The sequence below is a fragment of the Actinacidiphila rubida genome (genome assembly GCF_900110255.1).
Classification (GTDB): domain Bacteria; phylum Actinomycetota; class Actinomycetes; order Streptomycetales; family Streptomycetaceae; genus Actinacidiphila; species Actinacidiphila rubida.
Genome location: NZ_FODD01000004.1, coordinates 81,865 through 102,760, shown reverse-complemented (window position 1 = coordinate 102,760; position 20,896 = coordinate 81,865). Strand labels below are relative to the sequence as shown.

Here is a 20,896-nt window from a genome sequence, read left to right as displayed (position 1 = left end):
CCGCGCAGGATGCCCAGTCCAGCTCCTCCGAGCCGTCGCCCGTGCCCGGACTCGCCGCGCTCCAGGCTCGCCTGGCCGAGTTCGCCGCGGCGCGGCGGTGGCAGCCCTTCCACACGCCGAAGAACCTCGCCGTCGCCCTCAGCGTCGAGGCGTCGGAACTGCTGGAGATCTTCCAGTGGCTGACGCCCGAGCAGTCCGCCGCGGTGATGGACGATGCCGCGTCCGCCCACCGCGTCAGGGACGAGGTGGCGGACGTGCTGGCGTATCTGCTGCAGTTCTGCGAGGTGCTGGGCGTCGATCCGCTGGCCGCGCTCGCGGCGAAGATCGACCGCAATGAGCTGCGGTTTCCCCGGCCGGAGGCGGACGGTCACTCGCCGGGGTGACGAAGTTGTCCACAGGCGGCCCGTTGTCCACAGATCCGGCTCCGGCCCGTTCCCGCCCCCGCCGACTCTGTCACGCTGGGTGACATGACGACGGCGGGGCGGCACGAGGCCGCCTCGTGGGAACGGGGAAGCGGGGGCCGGGAGATGGACGCGGCACGGCTGGTGGCGGAGGCGGAGCGGAGGATGCGGGGCTGCCCGCGTCCTGAGGACGTCCTCGCGGAGGCATGGCAGGCCTACGAGCTGGCCGGGGCGGTCGGGCTGCTGCTGGCGGAGGGGGCGGGGCCGGGGTCCGGCCGGCGGCGCGGGCCCGGGCTGCCCCCCGGGGCGGCCACGGGCGCGGGTCCGCCCAGAGCCGCGCGCCTCACGGGTGTGCGGGACGCGCCCGGCACGCTGCGTGCCCTGCACGTGCTCCTCGGCGAGATCGGCCTCGCGCTGGTGGGCCTGACGAGCTCGGCCGAGGACGAGGCCGCGTACTGGCAGTGCATCGAGGCGCTGGACGCGGTGGACGAGGCCAAGGACGCGGTGCGCGGCCTGGCCCGGGACGAAGGGGGCTGAGGGGCGGACGCGTGCGCCGGGCGACCGGTCGTTCCGCGGGCCGACAGCAGGGCGCCGCCCCGGACGGGGCGGCAGGGATGCAGGATGGAGGAATGGATCTGCGAATCTTCACCGAGCCCCAGCAGGGGGCGAGCTACGACACGCTGCTGGCCGTCGCCAAGGCGACCGAGGACCTCGGCTTCGACGCCTTCTTCCGCTCCGACCACTATCTGGTGATGGGGGACGGGGACGGCTTCCCCGGACCCACGGACGCGTGGATCACCCTGGCCGGCCTGGCCCGCGAGACCAGCAGGATCAAGCTCGGCACCCTGATGACCGCCGGCACGTTCCGGCTGCCGGGCGTCCTCGCCATCCAGGTGGCGCAGGTCGACCAGATGTCGGGCGGGCGCGTCGAGTTCGGGCTGGGCGCCGGGTGGTACGAGGCGGAGCACACCGCCTACGGCATCCCGTTCCCCAAGGAGAAGTTCGGCCGGCTGGAGGAGCAACTGGCCGTCGTCACCGGCCTGTGGGGGACGCCCGCCGGCGAGACCTTCACCTACGACGGGCAGTTCTACCAGCTCAAGGACTCGCCCGCGCTGCCCAAGCCCGCCCAGTCGAGGATTCCCGTGCTGATCGGCGGCATGGGCGCCCGCCGCACGCCGGAGCTGGCCGCCCGGTACGCCGACGAGTTCAACGTGCCGTTCGCGTCGGTCGCCGACACCGGGACCCAGTTCACCCGCGTCAGGGAAGCGGCCGGGGCGGCCGGCCGGGACCCCGGCGACCTGGTGTACTCCAACGCGCTGGTCGCGGTCGTCGGCCGGGACGACGCCGAGGTGGCCCGGCGCGCCGCCGCCATCGGCCGCGAGGCCGACGAGCTGAAGGAGAACGGCCTGGCCGGCTCGCCCGCCGAGGTGGTCGACAAGATCGGGCGGTACGCCGAGCAGGGCGCGAGCCGGTTCTACCTCCAGATCCTCGACCTCCACGACCTGGACCACCTGGAGCTGATCTCCTCGCAGGTCCAGGCCCAGCTGGGGTGACTCCGCGATGAGCACCCTCGCGCCCCTGGGCCAGGTACTGGCGTCCGGCACGACGCTGGTGCTGGACGGCGGGCTGTCCAACCAGCTCGCCGACCAGGGCTGCGACCTGTCCGACGCGCTGTGGTCGGCCCGGCTGCTGGCCGACGCGCCCGGGCAGATCGAGGCGGCCCACGCCGCCTACGTCCGGGCGGGGGCGCAGGTGCTCATCACGGCCAGCTACCAGGCGACGTACGAAGGCTTCGCGCACCGCGGCACCGACCGGGCGGAGGCCGCCCGGCTGCTCCGCTCCAGCGTGGAGCTGGCCCGGCGGGCCGCGGCGGGCGGCACGGACGTGCGGGTCGCGGCGTCCGTCGGCCCGTACGGGGCGATGCTCGCGGACGGCAGCGAGTACCGCGGCCGGTACGGCAGATCGGTGCGGGAACTGGCCGCGTTCCACCGGCCGCGGATCGAGACGCTCGCCGAGGCCGCTCCGGACGCGCTGGCGCTGGAGACCGTCCCGGACGCGGACGAGGCGGAGGCCATGCTGCGGGCGGCCGAGGGCACGGGCGTGCCGGTGTGGCTCTCCTACACGGTCGACGGCGAGCGCACCCGCGCGGGCCAGCCCCTGGCCGAGGCGTTCGCGGTGGCCGCCGGACGTCCCGAGGTGGTGGCCGTGGGCGTGAACTGCTGCGCACCCGCCGACGTGGACGCCGCCGTCGAACTGGCCGCGGCGGCCACCGGCAAACCGGTCGTCGCCTACCCCAACAGCGGCGAGCGCTGGGACCCGGACGCCCGCGCCTGGACGGGCGGCACGTCCCTCGACCCCGCCCGGGCCGTCAGCTGGCGCGCCTCCGGGGCCCGCCTCATCGGCGGCTGCTGCCGCGTCGGCCCGCCGGTGATCGCCGCCCTGGCCCAGGCGCTCCACACCTGACGCGGTCCGCGGGCAACGGGCGCGGTCCGGCGCGGGGGGTGACGGGGGAGGGAAAACGGCTCGTCACCCGGGCGACCTGCGGGGATACTCGATCGGGTGTTCCTGACCCTCACCACCACCGGCACCGCGGCGGCCCCTGCCACCGACCTCGGCTTCCTGCTGCACAAGCACCCGGACAAGGCGCAGACGTTCTCGACGTCCTACGGCGACGCCCACGTGTTCTACCCCGAGGCGTCGCAGGAGCGCACCACCGCGGCACTGCTGCTGGAGGTCGATCCGCCCGCGCTGCTGCGGCGCGGGCGGGGAAGGGGCCGTGGCGGGGCGCCCGACGCGGCGCTGGCGCAGTACGTCAACGACCGGCCGTACGCGGCGTCGTCGCTGCTCGCGGTCGCGCTGCGGACCGTGTTCTCCAGCGCGCTCAAGGGAGAGTGCCGCAGCCACCCGGAGCGGGCGGCGGCGCCGATGCCACTGCGCGTCGAGGTGCCGGCAGTGCCCGCGCGCGGCGGCGCCGCGCTCGTCGCCCGGCTCTTCGAGCCACTGGGCTGGCGGGTGACGGCGGAACCGGTCGCGCTGGACGCCCGGTTCCCCGAGTGGGGCGAGTCGCGCTACGTGGCGCTGACGCTGGAGGGCGACCTGCGGCTGTCGGAGGCGCTGCGCCACCTCTATGTACTCCTCCCTGTGCTCGACGACGCCAAGCACTACTGGGTGTCGGAGGACGAGGTCGACAAGCTGCTGCGGTTCGGCGAGGGATGGCTGCCGCGCCACCCCGAGCAGAGCCTGATCACCACGCGCTACCTGGCGCGCCGCTGGTCGCTGACCCGTCAGGCCAGGGAGCGGCTGGAGCTGGCCCGGCTCGCGGACGCCGACGACGTCGAGGTCGAGGACCTGGACAACGCGGTCGAGGCCGAGGCGCCCGAAGGCGCCGAGGAGCGCCCGGCCCCGCTGGCCGTGCAGCGCCGCGAGGCGATCCTGGCCGCGCTGCGCGAGGCCGGGGCCGCCCGGGTGCTGGACCTCGGCTGCGGCCAGGGCCAGCTGGTGGCCGCGCTGCTGAAGGACCCGCGGTTCACCGAGGTCGTGGGGGTGGACGTGTCGGTACGCGCACTCGACATGGCCGCGCGCCGGCTGCACCTGGACCGGATGGGCGAGCGGCAGGCGTCCCGGGTCACGCTGTTCCAGGGCGCGCTGACGTACACCGACCAGCGGCTGAAGGGCTACGACGCGGCAGTGCTCTGCGAGGTCGTCGAGCACGTCGACCCGCCGCGGCTGCCCGCGCTGGAGTACGCGGTGTTCGGGGCCGCGCGGCCCCGCACGGTCGTGGTGACGACCCCGAACGCCGAGTACAACGTGCGCTGGGAGTCGCTGCCGCACGGCCACGTCCGGCACGCCGACCACCGCTTCGAGTGGACCCGCGCGGAGTTCGCCGCGTGGGCGGGCGCGGTGGCCGAACGGCACGGTTACACCGTGGCGTTCGCCCCCGTCGGCCCCGACGACCCCGAGGTGGGCCCGCCGACCCAGATGGCGGTGCTCACCCTCGCCGGCGCCCGCGACGGCAGCACGACCCGCACCGGCAGCACGACCGGTACCGGTGACTCGACCGGCACCGGTTCCGAGAACGGTTCCCGCACCAGCGCGAAGGAGGCAGCGGCATGACCGAGCAGTCCGCCGCCGTCCGCACCCTGCCCGTCACCGACCTGTCCCTGGTCGTGCTGATCGGAGCCACCGGATCGGGCAAGTCCACGTTCGCCGCCCGGCACTTCACGCCGACCGAGGTGATCTCGTCGGACTTCTGCCGCGCCCTGGTCAGCGACGACGAGAACGACCAGAGCGCCAGCTCCGACGCGTTCGATGTGCTCCACTACATCGCCGGCAAGCGGCTGGCGGCCGGCCGCCGTACCGTCGTCGACGCGACGAGCGTCCAGCCCGAGTCCCGCCGGCAGCTGGTCAGGCTGGCCCGCGAGTACGACGTGCTGCCCATCGCGATCGTCCTCGACGTGCCCGAGCAGGTGTGCGCCGAGCGCAACGCCGCCCGCCCCGACCGGGCCGGGATGCCCCGCCACGTCATCCAGCGGCACCAGCGCGAGCTGCGCCGCTCCCTGCGCGGTCTGGAGCGCGAGGGCTTCCGCAAGGTGCACGTGCTGCGCGGCACCGCGGAGATCGACGCCGCCCGGATCGTCACCGAGCGCCGGTACAACGACCTGGCCCACCTCACCGGCCCGTTCGACATCATCGGCGACGTGCACGGCTGCAGCTCCGAGCTGGACACGCTGCTGGCGAAGCTCGGCTACCGCGACGGGGCGCACCCCGAGGGCCGCACCGCCGTGTTCGTCGGCGACCTGGTCGACCGCGGCCCGGACAGCCCCGGCGTGCTGCGCCGCGTCATGGGCATGGTCGAGGCGGGCACCGCGCTGTGCGTGCCCGGCAACCACGAGAACAAGCTCGGGCGCTGGCTCAAGGGCCGCGCCGTCCAGCACACCCACGGCCTGGCCGAGACCATCGAGCAGTTCACCCGCGAGGACGCCCGGGACCCGGAGTTCCGCGAGCGGGTGCGCACCTTCGTGGACGGCCTGGTCAGCCACTACGTGCTGGACGGCGGCCGGCTCGTGGTCTGCCACGCCGGCCTGCCGGAGAAGTACCACGGCCGCACCTCGGGCCGGGTGCGCTCGCACGCCCTGTACGGCGACACCACCGGCGAGACCGACGAGTTCGGCCTGCCCGTGCGCTACCCGTGGGCCGAGGACTACCGCGGCCGCGCCGCCGTGGTCTACGGCCACACCCCGGTGCCGCGCACCTCGTGGATCAACAACACCCTGTGCCTGGACACCGGCGCGGTGTTCGGCGGCCGCCTGACCGCGCTGCGCTGGCCGGAGCGAGAGATCGTCGACGTGCCGGCTGAGCGGGTCTGGTACGAGCCGGCCAAGCCGCTGCAGACGGAGGCACCCGGCGGCCGGGAGGGCCGCCCGCTGGACCTCGCGGACGTCGCGGGCCGGCGCGTGGTGGAGACCTCCGCCATGGGACGGCTCGCCGTGCGCGAGGAGAACGCGGCGGCGGCGCTGGAGGTGATGAGCCGGTTCGCCGTCGACCCGCGGCTGCTGGCCTACCTGCCGCCGACGATGGCGCCGTGCGCCACGTCCCTGCGGGACGGCTACCTGGAGCACCCGCGGGAGGCGTTCGCCGCCTACCGCGAGGACGGCGTGCGGCACGTGGTGTGCGAGGAGAAGCACATGGGCTCCCGGGCGGTCGCCCTGGTGTGCCGCGACGAGGAGGCGGCCGCCGAACGGTTCGGCACCCGGGGCGTGACCGGCGCGCTGCACACCCGCACCGGGCGGCCGTTCTTCGACGACCCCCAGGTCACCGAGGAGGTGCTGGCCCGGCTGCGGGCGGCCGCGACGGCCGCCGGCCTGTGGGAGGAGTTCGGCACCGGCTGGCTGCTGCTCGACGCCGAGCTGCTGCCCTGGTCGCTGAAGGCGTCCGGGCTGCTGCGCCGCCAGTACGCGGCGGTCGGCGCGGCCGCGGGCGCGGTCTTCCCGCCGGCGCTGGCCGCGCTGGAGGCCGCCGCGGGCCGCGGCGCCGAGGTGTCCCCGCTGCTGGGCAGGCAGCGTGAACGCGCCGCCGACGCGGGCGCGTTCACCGACGCCTACGGCCGCTACTGCTGGACCACGGACGGCCTGGAGGGCGTGCACCTCGCGCCGTTCCAGCTGCTCGCGGTGCAGGGCCGCAGCCTGGCCGGGCTGCCGCACGACCAGCAGCTCGCGCTGCTGGACCGGCTGGTGGAGGCCGACCCCAGCGGGCTGCTGCGCACCACCCGGCGGCTGGTCGTCGACACCGGGGACGAGGCGTCGGTGGCGGCCGGCACGGACTGGTGGCTGGACCTGACCGCCGCGGGTGGTGAGGGCATGGTCGTCAAGCCGCTCGCGGCGCTGGCACGGACGGAGTCCGGGCGGCTCGTGCAGCCGGGCGTCAAGTGCCGCGGCCGGGAGTACCTGCGGATCATCTACGGCCCGGAGTACACCCGACCCGAGCACCTGGCACGGCTGCGCGGCCGGTCGCTGGGACACAAGCGGTCGCTGGCGCTGCGCGAGTACGCCCTCGGCCTGGAGGCCCTGGACCGGCTGGCGGGCGGCGAACCGCTGTGGCGCGTCCACGAGGCGGTGTTCGCGGTCCTCGCGCTGGAGTCGGAGCCGGTCGACCCGCGGCTGTGACCGAGCCCTCCTTCCCGTGCCGTCACTCCGGCGTGACGGCACGGGAAAAGTGGGAAGGTCTGGTGCCATGGGATTCCACGTCGACTCCGAGGCCGGGCGGCTGCGCAGCGTCATCCTGCACCGCCCGGACCTCGAGCTGAAGCGCCTGACCCCCAGCAACAAGGACGCGCTGCTCTTCGACGACCTGCTGTGGGTGCGCCGGGCGCGCGCCGAGCACGACGGCTTCGCCGACGTGCTGCGCGACCGCGGAGTGCAGGTCCACCTGTTCGGGGACCTGCTCGCGGAGTCGCTGGCGGTGCCCGAGGCGCGGCGGCTGGTTCTCGACCGGGTGTTCCACGAGAAGGAGTACGGGCCGCTCGCCACCGACCGGCTGCGGGCCGCCTTCGACGAGCTGGCCCCGGCCGAGCTGACCGAGGCGCTGGTCGGCGGCATGACCAAGCGCGAGTACCTGGAGCGCTTCCCCGAGCCGGTGTCCGTGCTGTTCCACGCCATGGACCTGGACGACTTCCTGCTCAGCCCGCTGCCCAACCACCTGTTCACCCGCGACACCTCGGCGTGGGTGTACGACGGCGTGAGCATCAACGCGATGCGCTGGCCGGCGCGGCAGCGCGAGACCGTGCACTTCGAGGCGATCTACCGGCACCACCCGCTGTTCGCGGGCGGCGGTTTCCACGTGTGGTCCGAGGGCCAGAGCGCCTACCCGTCGACCATAGAAGGCGGCGACGTGCTGGTGATCGGGCGCGGCGCGGTGCTCATCGGGATGAGCGAGCGCACCACCCCGCAGGCGGTGGAGATGCTGGCCCGCGGCCTGTTCGCGACCGGGTCCGCACAGACCATCGTGGCGCTGGACATGCCCAAGGCGCGGGCGTTCATGCACCTGGACACGGTCATGACGATGGTCGACGGGGACACCTTCACCCAGTACGCGGGCCTGGGCATGCTCCGCTCCTACACCATCGAGCCGGGCGCCGAGCCGGGCGAGCTGAAGGTCACCGACCACCCGCCGGAGCACATGCACCGCGCGATCGCGGCGGCCCTCGGCCTGGACATGATCACGGTGCTCACCGCCACCCAGGACGTGCACTCCGCCGAGCGCGAGCAGTGGGACGACGGCTGCAACGTGCTGGCCGTGGAGCCGGGCGTGGTCGTCGCCTACGAGCGCAACGCGACCACCAACACCTTCCTGCGCAAGCGCGGCATCGAGGTCATCGAGATCCCCGGCAGCGAGCTGGGCCGCGGCCGCGGCGGGCCGCGCTGCATGAGCTGCCCGGTCGAGCGGGAGGCCGTCTGACCGTCGTCCGCCAGCCGAGAAGGGGGTGTATAAGAATGCTGACTATCGTATAGGGTTCCAGTGTTCCCGCGTCCGCCGAGCGCGCACCGCACCGTACGCACCATAGGAGTATCCGCATGGCCGTCGACCTCAAGGGCCGGCACTTCCTGAAGGAGCTGGACTTCACCGCCGAGGAGTTCCGCTCCCTGGTGGACCTGGCCGCGGAGCTCAAGGCCGCCAAGAAGGCGGGCGCCGAGCAGCAGCGGCTGCGCGGGAAGAACATCGCGCTGGTCTTCGAGAAGACCTCCACCCGCACCCGGTGCTCGTTCGAGGTGGCCGCCGCCGACCAGGGCGCCTCCTCCACCTACCTCGACCCGTCCGGCTCGCAGATCGGCCACAAGGAGTCGGTCAAGGACACCGCGCGCGTCCTGGGCCGGATGTTCGACGGCATCCAGTACCGCGGCCACGGCCAGACCGTCGTCGAGGAGCTGGCCGCGCACGCCGGTGTGCCGGTGTGGAACGGCCTCACCGACGAGTGGCACCCCACCCAGATGCTCGCCGACGTCCTCACCATGACCGAGCACAACCCCAAGCCGCTCGGCGAGATCGCCTACGCCTACCTCGGCGACGCCCGCTCCAACATGGGCAACTCCCTGCTGGTCACCGGCGCGCTGCTCGGCATGGACGTGCGCATCGCCGCGCCGCAGGGCCTGTGGCCCGACGCCGACGTCGTCGCCGAGGCGCGCCGGGTCGCCGAGAGCTCCGGTGCCCGCATCACCCTCACCGACGACGTGGAGGAGGGCGTCAGCGGCGCCGACCACATCCACACCGACGTGTGGGTCTCGATGGGCGAGCCCAAGGAGATCTGGGACGAGCGGATCGCGCTGCTGCGCCCCTACGCCGTCACCGCCGACGTCATGCGCGCCACCGGCAACCCCGAGGCCACCTTCCTGCACTGCCTGCCGGCCTTCCACGACCTGGGCACCACCGTCGGCCGGGACATCCACGCCCGCCACGGCCTGGACTTCCTCGAGGTCTCGGACGAGGTCTTCGAGTCCCCGCGCTCCGTGGTGTTCGACCAGGCGGAGAACCGCATGCACACCATCAAGGCGATCATGGTCGCCACCCTGGGCTGACCCCGGGGAGGCGGCTCCCGGCCGGAGCGGACCACGGCACGGCCTTGTCTCGCGTTACTGACGACAGTCACGAACTGGTGATACCGTCGAGCGCGAGGAGGCCGCGCCATGAGTCCGCACCCCAGCTCCGCGAGCCCCACCGGCCACTGGCGCCATCTGCGCCTGGACCGCTCCGAGGGCGTCGCCACCGTCACGCTCGACCGTCCCGACCGGCTCAACGCCCTCACCTTCGGCGCCTACGCCGACCTGCGCGACCTGCTCGCCGAGCTGGCCCGCGAGGGCGACACCCGCGCCCTGGTGCTCGGCGGCGCCGGCCGCGGCTTCTGCTCCGGCGGTGACGTGGAGGAGATCATCGGCGCCACGCTCGCCATGAGCGCCGGCGAACTGCTGGACTTCACCCGCATGACCGGCCAGGTCGTCCGCGCCATCCGCGAGGCCCCGTTCCCCGTCATCGCCGCCGTGCACGGCGTGGCCGCCGGGGCCGGCGCGGTCCTGGCGCTCGCCTCGGACTTCCGGATCGTCGAACCCGGCGCCCGCTTCGCGTTCCTGTTCACCCGCGTCGGACTGGCCGGCGCCGACATGGGCGCCGCCTACCTGCTGCCGCGCCTGGTCGGCCTCGGCCACGCCACCCGGCTGCTGATGCTCGGCGACGCGGTCGACGCGGCGGAGGCCGAGCGGATCGGGCTGGTCAGCCAGACCGCGCCGGAGGGCGGCGCGCACGCGGCCGCCGCGGCCCTGGCCCGGAAGCTCGCCGACGGCCCCGCGCTGGCCTACCGCCAGACCAAGGCGCTGCTCACCGCGGAACTCGACATGCCGCTCGGCGCCGCCGTCGAGATGGACGCCGCCGCCCAGGCGCTGCTGATGACCAGCGCCGACTACGCCGAGTTCCACGCCGCGTTCACCGCACGGCGCGAACCCGAGTGGGAAGGCCGCTGACCGTGACCGGGCCCGCCGCCGGCCCGGACACCGTCCCGGACGCGGGTCCGAACACCGGCCTGCGGGTCGCCGTCGTCGGCGGCGGACCCGGCGGCCTCTACGCCGCCGCCCTGCTCAAACGCCTCGACCCGGACCGCTCGGTGACCGTCTGGGAGCGCGGCGCCCCCGAGGACAGCTTCGGCTTCGGCGTCGTGTTCTCCGACGAGACCCTCGGCGGCATCGCCCAGGCCGACCCGGTCCTGCACGATGCCGTGCAGCGGGAGTTCGTCCGCTGGCAGGACATCGAGATCCACCACCGCGGCCGCGCGGTCCGCAGCGGCGGCCACGGTTTCGCCGCCCTCGACCGGCGCCGGCTGCTCGTGCTGCTCGCCGAGCGCTGCCGCGCTCTCGGCGTGCGGGTCCATGTCCGCACCCCGGCGCCGCCGGCCGCCGCACTCGCCGCCGCGTACGACCTCGTGGTCGCCGCCGACGGCGCGCGCAGCGCCACCCGCGCCGGGCACGCCGACGCGTTCGGCCCCCATCTGACCCCGCACGGCTGCCGCTACATCTGGCTCTCCGCCGAACTCCCGCTGGACGCCTTTCGGTTCGAGATCCTGCAGACCCCGCACGGCGTGATGCAGGCGCACGCCTACCCCTACCGTGCCGACGCCGCCACCTTCATCGTCGAGATGGCCGAGGACGTGTGGCGGCGCGCCGGGTTCGACGCGCTGGACGAGGCCGGCAGCATCGCCGCCTGCGAGAAGCTGTTCGCCCAGGTCCTCGACGGCCGCCCGCTGCGCGGCAACCGCTCGCGCTGGCAGTACTTCACCACCGTCGTCAACGACCGCTGGCGGCACGGGAACACGGTGCTGCTCGGCGACGCCGCGCACACCGCGCACTTCTCCATCGGCTCCGGCACCAAACTGGCCATGGAGGACGCCCTGGCGCTCGCCGCCTGCCTGCGTGAGCACCCGGACACCGGCACCGCGCTCGCCGCGTACGAGGCCGAGCGCCGCCCGGTCGTGGCGAGCACCCAGCGGGCGGCGCTGGCCAGCTCGGAGTGGTTCGAGCGGATCGCCCAGTATGTCGACCAGCCGCCGCTGCAGTTCGCGTTCAACCTGCTCACCCGCAGCCGCCGCGTCACCCACGACAATCTGCGGCTGCGCGACCGGGAGTTCACCGACACCGTGGAGGCCGCGTTCGGCGCCCCGCCCGGCACGCCGCCGATGTTCACCCCGTTCACCCTGCGCGGCCTGACCCTGCGCAACCGCGTCGTCGTCTCGCCGATGGACCTGTACACCGCGCGCGACGGCCTGCCCGGCGACTTCCACCTCGTCCACCTGGGCGCGCGGGCGCTGGGCGGCGCCGGCCTGGTGATGACCGAGATGGTGTGCGTGAGTCCCGAAGGGCGCATCACCCCGGGCTGCACCGGCCTGTGGTCCGACGAGCAGGAGGCGGCCTGGCGCCGCGTCGCCGACTTCGTGCACGCCTCCGGGCAGGGCGCGGCCGTCGGGCTGCAACTCGGCCACAGCGGCCGCAAGGGCTCCACCCGCCTGATGTGGGAGGGCATCGACCAGCCGCTGCCCGACGGCAACTGGCCGGTCGTCGCGCCGTCCGCACTGCCCTACCGGAGCGGCGTCAACCAGGTGCCGCACGCGCTCGACCAGGCCGGACTCGCCCGCATCCGCGACCAGTTCGCCGCCGCCGCCGAACGCGGCGCCCGCGCCGGCTTCGACCTGCTCGAACTGCACTGCGCCCACGGCTACCTGCTGTCCTCCTTCCTCTCCCCGCTCACCAACCACCGCACCGACGCCTACGGCGGCGACCTCGCCGGCCGGCTGCGCTTCCCCCTCGACGTGCTCGACGCGGTACGGCGGGTGTGGCCGGGCGACCGCCCCCTGAGCGTCCGGATCTCCGCCACCGACTGGGCCGACGGCGGCACTTCGGGTGACGACGCGGTGGAGATCGCCCGCGCGCTGGCGGCGCACGGTGCCGACGCCGTCGACGTGTCCACCGGGCAGGTCGTCGCCGACGAGGCCCCGGCGTTCGGCCGCTCCTACCAGACGCCGTTCGCCGACCGCATCCGCAACGCGACGGGGCTGCCGGTCATCGCGGTCGGCGCCATCTCGTCGTGGGACGACGTCAACTCCCTGCTGCTGGCGGGCCGCGCCGACCTGTGCGCGCTGGCCCGCCCGCACCTGTACGACCCGCACTGGACGCTGCACGCCGCGGCCGAGCAGGGCTACGAGGGACCGGCCGCCCCCTGGCCGCCGTCCTACCTGGCCGGCCGGCGACCGCCCCCGACCGGCCGCACCGACGCCCCCAAGCCCCGCCTCACGCTGGACGGTTGAGGAACCGCAAGCGACCCCGGCGACCCGGGCGGCTCGTGCGGTGGGTGCGGCCCGCCGGCCCCTTCTGTGCGGGTGCCGTCGGCTCCGTCATTCCTCGTCGCGCACGAACCGCGCGCCGCGGTCGCGCAGCAGGGAGTGCAGCGCGTCGAACACCTCAGCCGAGCGCGCGCCCGGCCAGTCCGCGGGCAGCAGCGCCGGTGGCAGTCCGGGGTCGGCGTAGGGCAGCCGCCGCCAGGAGTCCAGGGCCCGCAGGTAGTCGCGGAAGGCCAGGTCCGGGCTCGGCGGCCGCTCCGACCAGCGGGCCAGCGCCGGCTCCTGGGCGGCCAGGAACGCGCGGTGCAGGTCCGCCAGCGCGTCCAGGTCCCACCACCTGCGCACCGCGCGGGCGGTCGGCTCGAAACCGGCGTGCGTGCCGCGGAACAGGTCGACGTACGCGGCCAGGCCCAGGCGGTCCAGGGCGTGCCGGGTCTCCTCGTGCAGGGCGGCCGGCGCGATCCACACGCCCGGCGCCGCCTGGCCGAAGCCCAGCCCGGCCAGCCGTGAGCGCAGCACGTGCCGCCTGGCCCGCTCCGACTCCGGCACCGAGAACACGGCGAGCAGCCAGTCCGCGTCCTCCGCGGGCCTCGTCCCGTAGATCCGCCGGTCGCCGTCGGCGAGCAGCTGCCGCGCGTCCTCGGACAGCCCGTACGCGGCGGCGCCCTCCTCCCGGCGCGCCACCAGCAGGCCACGCCGCTTCAGCCGCGACACCGCCGAGCGCACCGACGGCGCGTCCACGTCCGCCGCGCCCATCAGCCTGATCAGCAGCGCCACCGGGACGGTGCCGCCCAGCTCGGAGCGGCCGTAGGCGCCGTAGAAGCTGAGGATGAGCGAACCGGGCGTGTGGGCGGGGCGCGGATCGGCGGTCACACGGTCACTTTATGTGGCAGGGTCACGTCGCGTCGCGCAGCCGGAAGCGCTGCAGCTTGCCGGTGGGCGTGCGGGGCAGGCCGGGCAGGAAGCGGAACTCGCGCGGGCACTTGTACGGCACCATCACGCTCTTGGCGAACCGCCGCAGCTCCGCCACCGTGGCGTCGTCCGCCGGCACGCCCTCCCGCAGCACCACGAACGCCTTGACCACCTGGCCGCGTTCGTCGTCGGGCACGCCGATCACCGCGGCCTCCACGACGTCCGGATGGCGCAGCAGCGTCTCCTCGACCTCCGGACCCGCGATGTTGTAGCCCGCCGAGATGATCATGTCGTCGGCCCGCGCCACGTAGCGGTACCAGCCGTCGATGTCCCGGACGTAGGTGTCGCCGGTGAGGTTCCACCCGGCGCGCACGTACTCCCGCTGCCGCTCGTCGGCCAGATAGCGGCAGCCGGTCGGGCCGCGCACCGCCAGCAGACCCGGCTGCCCGTCCGGCACCGGCTGCAGGGCGGCGTCCACGATCCGCGCCGCGTACCCCGGGACCGGCCGGCCGGTCGCGCCGGGGCGTGCCTCCTGGCCGGCCGCGGAGATGAAGATGTGCAGCATCTCCGTGGCCCCGATCCCGTTGATCAGCCGCAGCCCCGTCCGGTCGTACCAGGCCTGCCAGGTCGCGGCCGGCAGGTTCTCGCCCGCGGACACGCACCGCCGCAGGCTCGTCAGGTCGTACGCGTCGGCCTCGGCGAGCATCGCCCGGTACGCGGTCGGCGCGGTGAACAGCACCGTCACCCGCTGGTCCGCGACGGCGGCCAGCAGCTCGGCCGGCCCGGCCTTCTCCAGCAGCAGCGAGGAGGCCCCGACGCGCATCGGGAAGACCACCAGGCCACCGAGGCCGAAGGTGAAGCCCAGCGGCGGGCTGCCGGTGAACAGGTCGTCGGCCGACGGCCGCAGCACCGTCGCGGAGAAGGTGTCGGCGATCGCCAGCACGTCCCGGTGGAAATGGAGGCAGCCCTTGGGGCGCCCGGTGGTGCCGGAGGTGAAGGCGATCAGCGCCACGTCGTCGCACGACGTCGGCACCGCGTCGTAGGAGTCCGGCCGGTCCTGCGCCCGCCGCAGCAGGTCGTCGTCGCCGCCTCCGCCGTACGGGACGATCCGCAGGTCCGGGACCGCGGCCTTGACCAGCTCGCCGGTGAAGCGGTGGTCGCACAGCGCGTACCGCACCTGCCCGATGTCGCAGACGTCCGCCAACTCGTGCGCCCGCTGGGCCGCGAGGACCGTCACCGCGACCGCGCCCGCCTGCAGCACCGCCATCCAGCAGGCCACCAGCCACGGGGTGGTCGGCCCGCGCAGCAGCACCCGGTTGCCGGGCACGACGCCCAGCTCGCCGGTCAGCACGTGCGCGATCCGCGCCGAGCGCGCCCGCAGCTCCCCGTACGTCCAGCTCTGCCCGTCCGGGGTCCGCAGGCACACCGCGTCCGGCGCGCCGCCGGCCAGCAACTCGGCCGCGCAGTTGAGCCGTTCGGGGTAGTCCGGGATGTTCTCCAGCACCGGCCACCGGTCCGGCGGGGGCAGGTGGTCGCGCGTGAACGTGTCCACATGGGCTGACGGCAGCAGGTCCAGGTCCATGGCGGCAGAGCCCCTCGTCGGCACCTGAAGGCGGACGGTTTTCAGCGTAACGTGTTCATGACGACAGTCAACTGAACGCGATAAGGGTGTGAGTGATGGATTCTTCTGAGCACCCCGTTGCCCGATTCGGGCTCGATCCGGCCCGCGCCGCGTGGGCCGAGGAGGTGCGGGCGATCGCGCGGGAACGGCTGCGTCCGCTGGCCACCGAGATGTTCGACGACCCCGGTGCCAAGGCCCGCGCCGGGACCGGAGCTTCGCCCGGGACCGGAGCGGAGGGCGGCGCCGAGGCCCGGGCCGGCGCCGGGACCGGGGGCTCCGGCGGGCTGGCCGTCACGTCCACCATGGCACCGTCCGCCCCCTCGGCCCCCTCCGTACCCGCCCGCGCGCCCGGCCGGGTGAACCGGGCGCTGCTCGCCGGGCTCGCCGACGCCGGGCTGATCGCCCGCGCCCTGCCCGCCGGCCGGCCACCCTCCGCGCTGGACCTGTGCGTACTGCGCGAGTCGCTGGCCCGCGAGTGCACCGAGGCGGAGACCGCGCTGGCCCTCCAGGGCCTCGGCGCCCACCCGCTGCTCCACGCGCCCGCGATCGCCGCCCGCTGGCTGCCGGAGGTCGCGGCCGGACGGGCGGTCGCCGCCTTCGCGCTCAGCGAGGAGGCCGCGGGCTCCGACGCCGGCGCCCTCCGCCTGGCCGCGGAACCGGACGGCCCCGGCCGCTGGCGGCTGACCGGTGAGAAGTGCTGGATCTCCAACGCGCCCGAGGCCGACGTCTACACGGTGTTCGCCCGCACCCGGCCCGGCGCCGGCGCCCGCGGCGTCACCGCGTTCGCCGTCCCCGCCGACCGGCCCGGCCTGTCCGGCGAGCCGCTCGACATGCTCTCCCCGCACCCGATCGGGCGCCTGGACTTCGACGGGGTGCCGGTCGGCACCGACGACCTGCTCGGCGAGGAGGCCCACGGCTTCCGGGTGGCGATGGGCACCCTCGACCTCTTCCGGCCCAGCGTCGGCGCGTTCGCGGTCGGCATGGCGCAGGCCGCGCTCGACGCGGCGGTCGCCCACGCGGGGGAACGCACCGCGTTCGGCGGACCGCTGAAGGACCTGCAGGCGGTGTCCCACCCGCTGGCCGAGACGGCCACCCGCGTCGAGGCCGCCCGCCTGCTGGTGTACGCGGCGGCCGCCGCGTACGACGCGGGCGCTCCCGACGTCACCGCACGTGCGGCGATGGCCAAGCTCTACGCCACCGAGACCGCGCAGTTCGCGGTCGACACGGCCGTGCAGATCCACGGCGCCCGCGCCCTGCGCCGCGGCCACCTGCTGGAACACCTGTACCGCGAAGTGCGGGCACCGAGGATCTACGAGGGCGCCAGCGAAGTCCAGCGCACCATCATCGCCCGGGAGCTGTACCGATGACCGACATCTCACGGCCGGCCCTGCACCGCGTCAACCCGCCCGGGCTCGCCCCGCCGAGCGGCTTCTCCCACGCGGTCACCGCGACCGGCGGCACCCTCGTCATGCTCGCCGGGCAGACCGCGCTGGACGCGGACGGCGTCGTCACCGGGGACGGCCTCCCCGCCCAGTTCGCCCGCGCGCTGGCCAACCTGCTGACCGCGCTGCGCGCCGCCGGCGGCACCCCGGCCGACCTGGCACGCGTCACCGTCTACACCACCGACGTCGCCGCGTACCGGGCGCACGCCCCCGAACTCGGCCGGATCTGGCGGGAGTCGGCGGGCCGGGACTACCCCGCGATGGCGCTGGTGGGCGTGGTCCGCCTGTGGGACGAGGAGGCCCTGATCGAACTCGACGGCATCGCCGTGCTGCCGGGACCGCCGGTTCAGCCCAGCCAGCCGTAGGGCAGCCGCAGCACCTCCAGCACCCGCGCCGACACCGCGCCGGCGTGTGGCGGCACGCCGCCGTCGGCCAGGCCGCGGTTCAGGTGCAGGTGCAGGGACTGGAGCGTGGCGAACGTGTTGAACGCCCACGGCGGGACGGCACCGGGGCCGCCGCCCTCGAACGCCGCCATGACGACGTCCAGCCAGCCGGTGGCCTGGGCCGCGTCCAGGCCGGGCGCGAGCAGGACGCGGGTGATCGCCGCGGCCAGGCGGGCGTCCTCCAACTGGACGTAGCGGTGGGCGGTGCCGCCCGCCGTCATCCGGCGCGCGCACGTCTCCAGCAGCTCGGTGCGGCGGTCGGGCAGCGCGGCGGCGAACGCCGCGGCGGCGTCGGCGCCGTGGGCCACGGCGTGCAGCCAGCCCAGCGCGTCGTCCCAGCCCCGGGTGTCGGTCTCGGCCGGGAACCAGGCGGTGAACGCCGCGTACCAGCGGCGCACTGCCGGCTCGGGCACCGCACCCGGCACGTCCCGTCCGCGGGCCAGCACGCGCGTGAGGATCAGCGGCGCGAACGTGCGCGCCTGGACGTCGGGATGCCCGAGACGCTCCGCCGCGGTGTCGCCCATCGCCGCCAGCACCGCGTCCAGGTGCCCCGCCCGGATCCACCGCGCGGCCGCGGTGTAGGCGTGGTCGTCCCGCACCCGCGGGTCGGGCGACACCAGCATCTCCGCCAGTTCCGCGGCGAGTTCATCCGCGGGCAGGCGGCTGGGGAACGGGAAGCCGTCGCCGGCGAGGCCCGGCCAGTCCACAGGATCCGTACGCATCGCGCCACCCTGCCACGGGACCCCACCGCATGCCACCAGCCGCCGCCCGCGACCCACGACGCGGGCCGCCACCCCGGCCCACCGGGCCGGGTCCGGCGCCGACACTCGGACGGAGCCGTAACAGGCGGGTGGGCACCGCCGAACGGCCCACGAGCGGCACCGTCTCGACGCCGTCCACGGATCTCCGCCCCGGCCGGCCACATCCGGTCCGGCCCCCGGCCGGAGGCGTCGGTGCACTTCGCTCGGCCTGCCTGCGGTAGCGGGCGGTAGCCGGTCCCGGGGCGAGGGAGGCGGGAGGCCGGAGAAGGTCCGGTGCCGGGCTTGCATCTCCAGCGGGTGGAAGTCGCAGACTCGACCCCATGGACGGCACGCACGCGGCGGCGTCCCCGCTGCTCACCATCGGCGATCTCGCCCGCAGGACCGGACTGCCGGTGCGCACGATCCGGTACTGGGCGGAGGCCGGAGTGGTCCCGGAGTCCGCCCGCAGCGCGGGCGGCCACCGGCTGTACGACGCGGCGGCCCTGGCCCGGCTGGAACTGGTCGCCACGCTGCGGGCGTTGGGTCTCAGCCACGCCGAGGTGCGGCAGGTCCTCGACCGCGAGAGCAGCGTGGCCGAGGTGGCCGCGGTCCATCTCGCGGCGCTGGACGCCGAGATCGCCGCTCTGCGGCTGCGCCGCGCCGTGCTGTCCGCCATCGCCGCGGGAGATCGAGAGGAGCCAGGGCACATGGACCGGCTGCACCGTATGGCACGGCTGTCGGCACGGGAACGGCAGCAGATCATCGACGACTTCGCCGCACGCGTCTGCGCGGACCTCGCGGGCGGCTCGCACCTGCGCGAGCGGCTGACCGGCGGCGGCCACCGGCTGCCGGACGACCCCACGCAGCAGCAACTGGACGCCTGGCTGGAACTCTCGGAGTTGCTGGCCGATCCGGAGTTCGAGCGGCTCGCCCGCCGGGCCGCGGAGCACAGCGAACCCGGGCCGGGCGGCGGGGCGACCCCGGTCTCCGGAGCCGCGCCGGGTCGGGAGCCGGACCCGCACCGGCGGTTCGCGGTGAATCTGGACCGCACCGTCGGCGCGGCCCTGCGCGCGGGTGTCGCCCCCCACTCGCCGCAGGCGACCGAGGTCGTCGACCGCCTGCTCGGCCACCCCGGGCCGGAGCGGCGCTCCGTGGTGCGCGGCCGGGTCCGGGCCCGGCTGGACGCCGGTATCGACGACCGTCTGGAGCGCTACCGCGGCCTGCTGGCCGTGATGCACGGGCAGGAGCCCCCGGTGTCCCGGGTCGCCGCGTACACCTGGCTGGCCGACGCCCTCGACGCCGACGCCGACGGCGACGGCGCGGCGCCGCAGCCGGCCGGACGGCGGTGAACGCGCCGCCGGCCGGGGCCGCCGGCGCCGGGCGGCGGATCAGATGTCGCGGAACGTCTCGATCTGCGCGCCGATCGAGTTGAGGCGCTCGGCCAGGTCCTCGTAGCCGCGGTTGATGACGTAGACGTTGCGCAGCACGGACGTGCCCTCGGCGGCCATCATCGCCAGCAGCACGACGACGGCGGGGCGCAGCGCGGGCGGGCACATCATCTCGGCGGCCCGCCACCGGGTCGGGCCCTCGACCAGGACCCGGTGCGGGTCCAGCAGTTTGACCTGGGCGCCCAGCCGGGTCAGCTCCGTCAGGTAGATCGCGCGGTTGTCGTAGACCCAGTCGTGGATGAGCGTCGAGCCCTGGGCGGTGGCCGCGATCGCCGCGAAGAAGGGCACGTTGTCGATGTTGATGCCGGGGAACGGCATCGGGTGGATCTTGTCGATGGGCGAGCTGAGCTTGGACGGCCGCACCGTGAGGTCGACCAGCCGGGTGCGGCCGTTGTCCGCGCGGTACTCCGGGGTCAGCTCGTGGTCCAGGCCCATCTCCTCCAGGACCGCGAGCTCGATCTCCATGAACTCGATCGGCACCCGGCGGATCGTCAGCTCCGACTCGGTGACCACGGCCGCGGCCAGCAGGCTCATCGCCTCGACCGGGTCCTCGGACGGCGCGTAGTCCACGTCGCGGTCGATGTGGCCGGTGCCGTAGACGGTGAGGGTGGTGGTGCCGATGCCCTCGACCCGCACGCCCAGCTCCTCCAGGAAGAAGCACAGGTCCTGGACCATGTAGTTGGAGCTGGCGTTGCGGATGACGGTGACGCCCTCGTGGCGGGCGGCGGCCAGCAGCGCGTTCTCCGTCACGGTGTCGCCGCGCTCGGTCAGCACGATCGGCCGGTTCGGCACGATGTCCCGCTCCACGACGGCGTGGTACGAGCCGTCGGTGGCGGTGACGTCGAGCCCGAAGTGGCGCAGCGCGTTCATGTGCGGCTGCACCGTGCGGGTGCCCAGGTCGCAGCCGCCCGCGTACGGGATGCGGAAGCGGTCGGTGCGGTGCAGCAGCGGGCCGAGGAACATGATGACGCTGCGGGTGCGGCGGGCGGCCTCGGTGTCCATCGCGTCGAGCTGCAGCTCGGCCGGCGGCACGATCTCCAGGTCGTTGCCGTCGTTGATCCAGCGGGTGCGGACGCCGATGCTGCCGAGCACCTCGAGGATCCGGTAGACCTCCTCGATCCGCGCGACGCGGCGCAGCGTGGTGCGCCCGGCGTTCAGCAGCGTCGCGCACAGCAGCGCCACGCACGCGTTCTTGCTCGTCTTGACGTCGATCGAGCCGGACAGCCGCCGGCGGCCGACGACGCGCAGATGCATCGGCCCGGCGTAGCCGAGCGAGACGATCTCGCTGTCCAGTGCCTCGCCGATACGCGCGATCATCTCAAGGCTGATGTTCTGATTGCCTCGTTCGATACGGTTGACGGCGCTCTGGCTGGTGCTCAGCGCTTCGGCGAGTTGCGCCTGAGTCCAGCCACGGTGCTGCCGTGCGTCACGGATGAGCCTGCCGATACGTGCGAGGTAGTCGTCGGTCATACCGCGAGGCTATCTCATAGGTGAGATACGGCCATTCGGGGGCGTCCATTCG

17 protein-coding genes are annotated in these 20,896 nt (G+C 74.6%); 13 read left to right on the top strand and 4 right to left on the bottom strand.

Annotated features, from left to right (window positions below):
* The first annotated feature begins 41 nt into the window (after window positions 1-41).
* From BMW99_RS05050 to BMW99_RS05005, 10 genes are all read left to right on the top strand, one after another.
* Window positions 42-383, top strand: a complete 342-nt coding sequence (locus tag BMW99_RS05050) for a nucleotide pyrophosphohydrolase (RefSeq protein WP_075016358.1) — start codon at window positions 42-44, stop codon at window positions 381-383.
* Between the two features lie 84 nt (window positions 384-467).
* Window positions 468-938 carry a DUF6099 family protein gene (locus BMW99_RS05045; RefSeq protein ID WP_245791206.1) on the top strand — a complete coding sequence of 157 codons (471 nt, stop codon included), beginning with the start codon at window positions 468-470 and terminating at the stop codon, window positions 936-938.
* Between the two features lie 92 nt (window positions 939-1,030).
* A complete protein-coding gene (locus BMW99_RS05040; protein WP_069461900.1) occupies window positions 1,031-1,954 on the top strand; it encodes an LLM class F420-dependent oxidoreductase in 924 nt (307 codons plus the stop codon).
* Between the two features lie 7 nt (window positions 1,955-1,961).
* Window positions 1,962-2,864, top strand: coding sequence for a homocysteine S-methyltransferase (gene mmuM, locus BMW99_RS05035; protein WP_069461901.1), 903 nt, complete (start codon window positions 1,962-1,964; stop codon window positions 2,862-2,864).
* Window positions 2,865-2,960: 96 nt separating this feature from the next.
* Window positions 2,961-4,514 carry a 3' terminal RNA ribose 2'-O-methyltransferase Hen1 gene (locus tag BMW99_RS05030; RefSeq protein ID WP_069461902.1) on the top strand — a complete coding sequence of 518 codons (1,554 nt, stop codon included), beginning with the start codon at window positions 2,961-2,963 and terminating at the stop codon, window positions 4,512-4,514.
* Window positions 4,511-7,063 (top strand): polynucleotide kinase-phosphatase, encoded by a 2,553-nt coding sequence (locus tag BMW99_RS05025; protein ID WP_075016301.1) that lies wholly within the window; start codon window positions 4,511-4,513, stop codon window positions 7,061-7,063. Before BMW99_RS05030 ends, BMW99_RS05025 begins: the two co-directional genes overlap by 4 nt.
* A 67-nt stretch (window positions 7,064-7,130) precedes the next feature.
* A complete protein-coding gene (locus BMW99_RS05020; protein ID WP_069465972.1) occupies window positions 7,131-8,354 on the top strand; it encodes an arginine deiminase in 1,224 nt (407 codons plus the stop codon).
* A 116-nt stretch (window positions 8,355-8,470) separates the two neighbouring features.
* Complete coding sequence (argF, locus tag BMW99_RS05015; RefSeq protein WP_069465971.1) at window positions 8,471-9,469, top strand: ornithine carbamoyltransferase; 999 nt, start codon at window positions 8,471-8,473, stop codon at window positions 9,467-9,469.
* Window positions 9,470-9,577: 108 nt separating this feature from the next.
* Window positions 9,578-10,405 carry an enoyl-CoA hydratase family protein gene (locus BMW99_RS05010; RefSeq protein ID WP_069465970.1) on the top strand — a complete coding sequence of 276 codons (828 nt, stop codon included), beginning with the start codon at window positions 9,578-9,580 and terminating at the stop codon, window positions 10,403-10,405.
* A gap of 2 nt (window positions 10,406-10,407) precedes the next feature.
* Window positions 10,408-12,735: a bifunctional salicylyl-CoA 5-hydroxylase/oxidoreductase gene (locus tag BMW99_RS05005; protein ID WP_075016357.1), complete on the top strand. Its 2,328-nt coding sequence runs from the start codon at window positions 10,408-10,410 to the stop codon at window positions 12,733-12,735.
* A gap of 87 nt (window positions 12,736-12,822) precedes the next feature.
* Here the strand turns inward: BMW99_RS05005 and BMW99_RS05000 are convergent, their stop codons facing one another.
* Both BMW99_RS05000 and BMW99_RS04995 read right to left on the bottom strand, forming a co-directional pair.
* Window positions 12,823-13,641 carry a PaaX family transcriptional regulator gene (locus BMW99_RS05000; protein ID WP_075016300.1) on the bottom strand — a complete coding sequence of 273 codons (819 nt, stop codon included), beginning with the start codon at window positions 13,639-13,641 and terminating at the stop codon, window positions 12,823-12,825.
* 22 nt (window positions 13,642-13,663) lie between these two features.
* Window positions 13,664-15,262, bottom strand: a complete 1,599-nt coding sequence (locus tag BMW99_RS04995) for an AMP-binding protein (protein ID WP_075016299.1) — start codon at window positions 15,260-15,262, stop codon at window positions 13,664-13,666.
* A gap of 341 nt (window positions 15,263-15,603) precedes the next feature.
* On the opposite strand from BMW99_RS04995, the gene BMW99_RS04990 reads away from it, so the two are divergent.
* Together BMW99_RS04990 and BMW99_RS04985 are read left to right on the top strand one after the other, a co-directional pair.
* Window positions 15,604-16,668 (top strand): acyl-CoA dehydrogenase family protein, encoded by a 1,065-nt coding sequence (locus BMW99_RS04990; RefSeq protein WP_075016356.1) that lies wholly within the window; start codon window positions 15,604-15,606, stop codon window positions 16,666-16,668.
* Window positions 16,665-17,108, top strand: coding sequence for a RidA family protein (locus BMW99_RS04985; RefSeq protein ID WP_069463882.1), 444 nt, complete (start codon window positions 16,665-16,667; stop codon window positions 17,106-17,108). The genes BMW99_RS04990 and BMW99_RS04985 overlap by 4 nt, the downstream gene beginning before the upstream one ends.
* Here the strand turns inward: BMW99_RS04985 and BMW99_RS04980 are convergent.
* The gene (locus BMW99_RS04980; protein WP_069463881.1) at window positions 17,090-17,908 is read right to left on the bottom strand and encodes a DUF2785 domain-containing protein; all 819 of its coding nucleotides are present in this window, start codon (window positions 17,906-17,908) and stop codon (window positions 17,090-17,092) included. The two genes, BMW99_RS04985 and BMW99_RS04980, sit on opposite strands and share 19 nt — an antisense overlap.
* Before the next feature lie 359 nt (window positions 17,909-18,267).
* Here BMW99_RS04980 and BMW99_RS04975 point away from each other — a divergent pair, with 359 nt between their 5' ends.
* Window positions 18,268-19,275: a helix-turn-helix domain-containing protein gene (locus BMW99_RS04975; RefSeq protein ID WP_069463880.1), complete on the top strand. Its 1,008-nt coding sequence runs from the start codon at window positions 18,268-18,270 to the stop codon at window positions 19,273-19,275.
* 39 nt (window positions 19,276-19,314) lie between these two features.
* On the opposite strand, the gene BMW99_RS04970 is transcribed toward BMW99_RS04975, so the two are convergent.
* Window positions 19,315-20,844, bottom strand: a complete 1,530-nt coding sequence (locus tag BMW99_RS04970; protein WP_069463879.1) for a UDP-N-acetylglucosamine 1-carboxyvinyltransferase — start codon at window positions 20,842-20,844, stop codon at window positions 19,315-19,317.
* Between the last annotated feature and the right edge of the window lie 52 nt (window positions 20,845-20,896).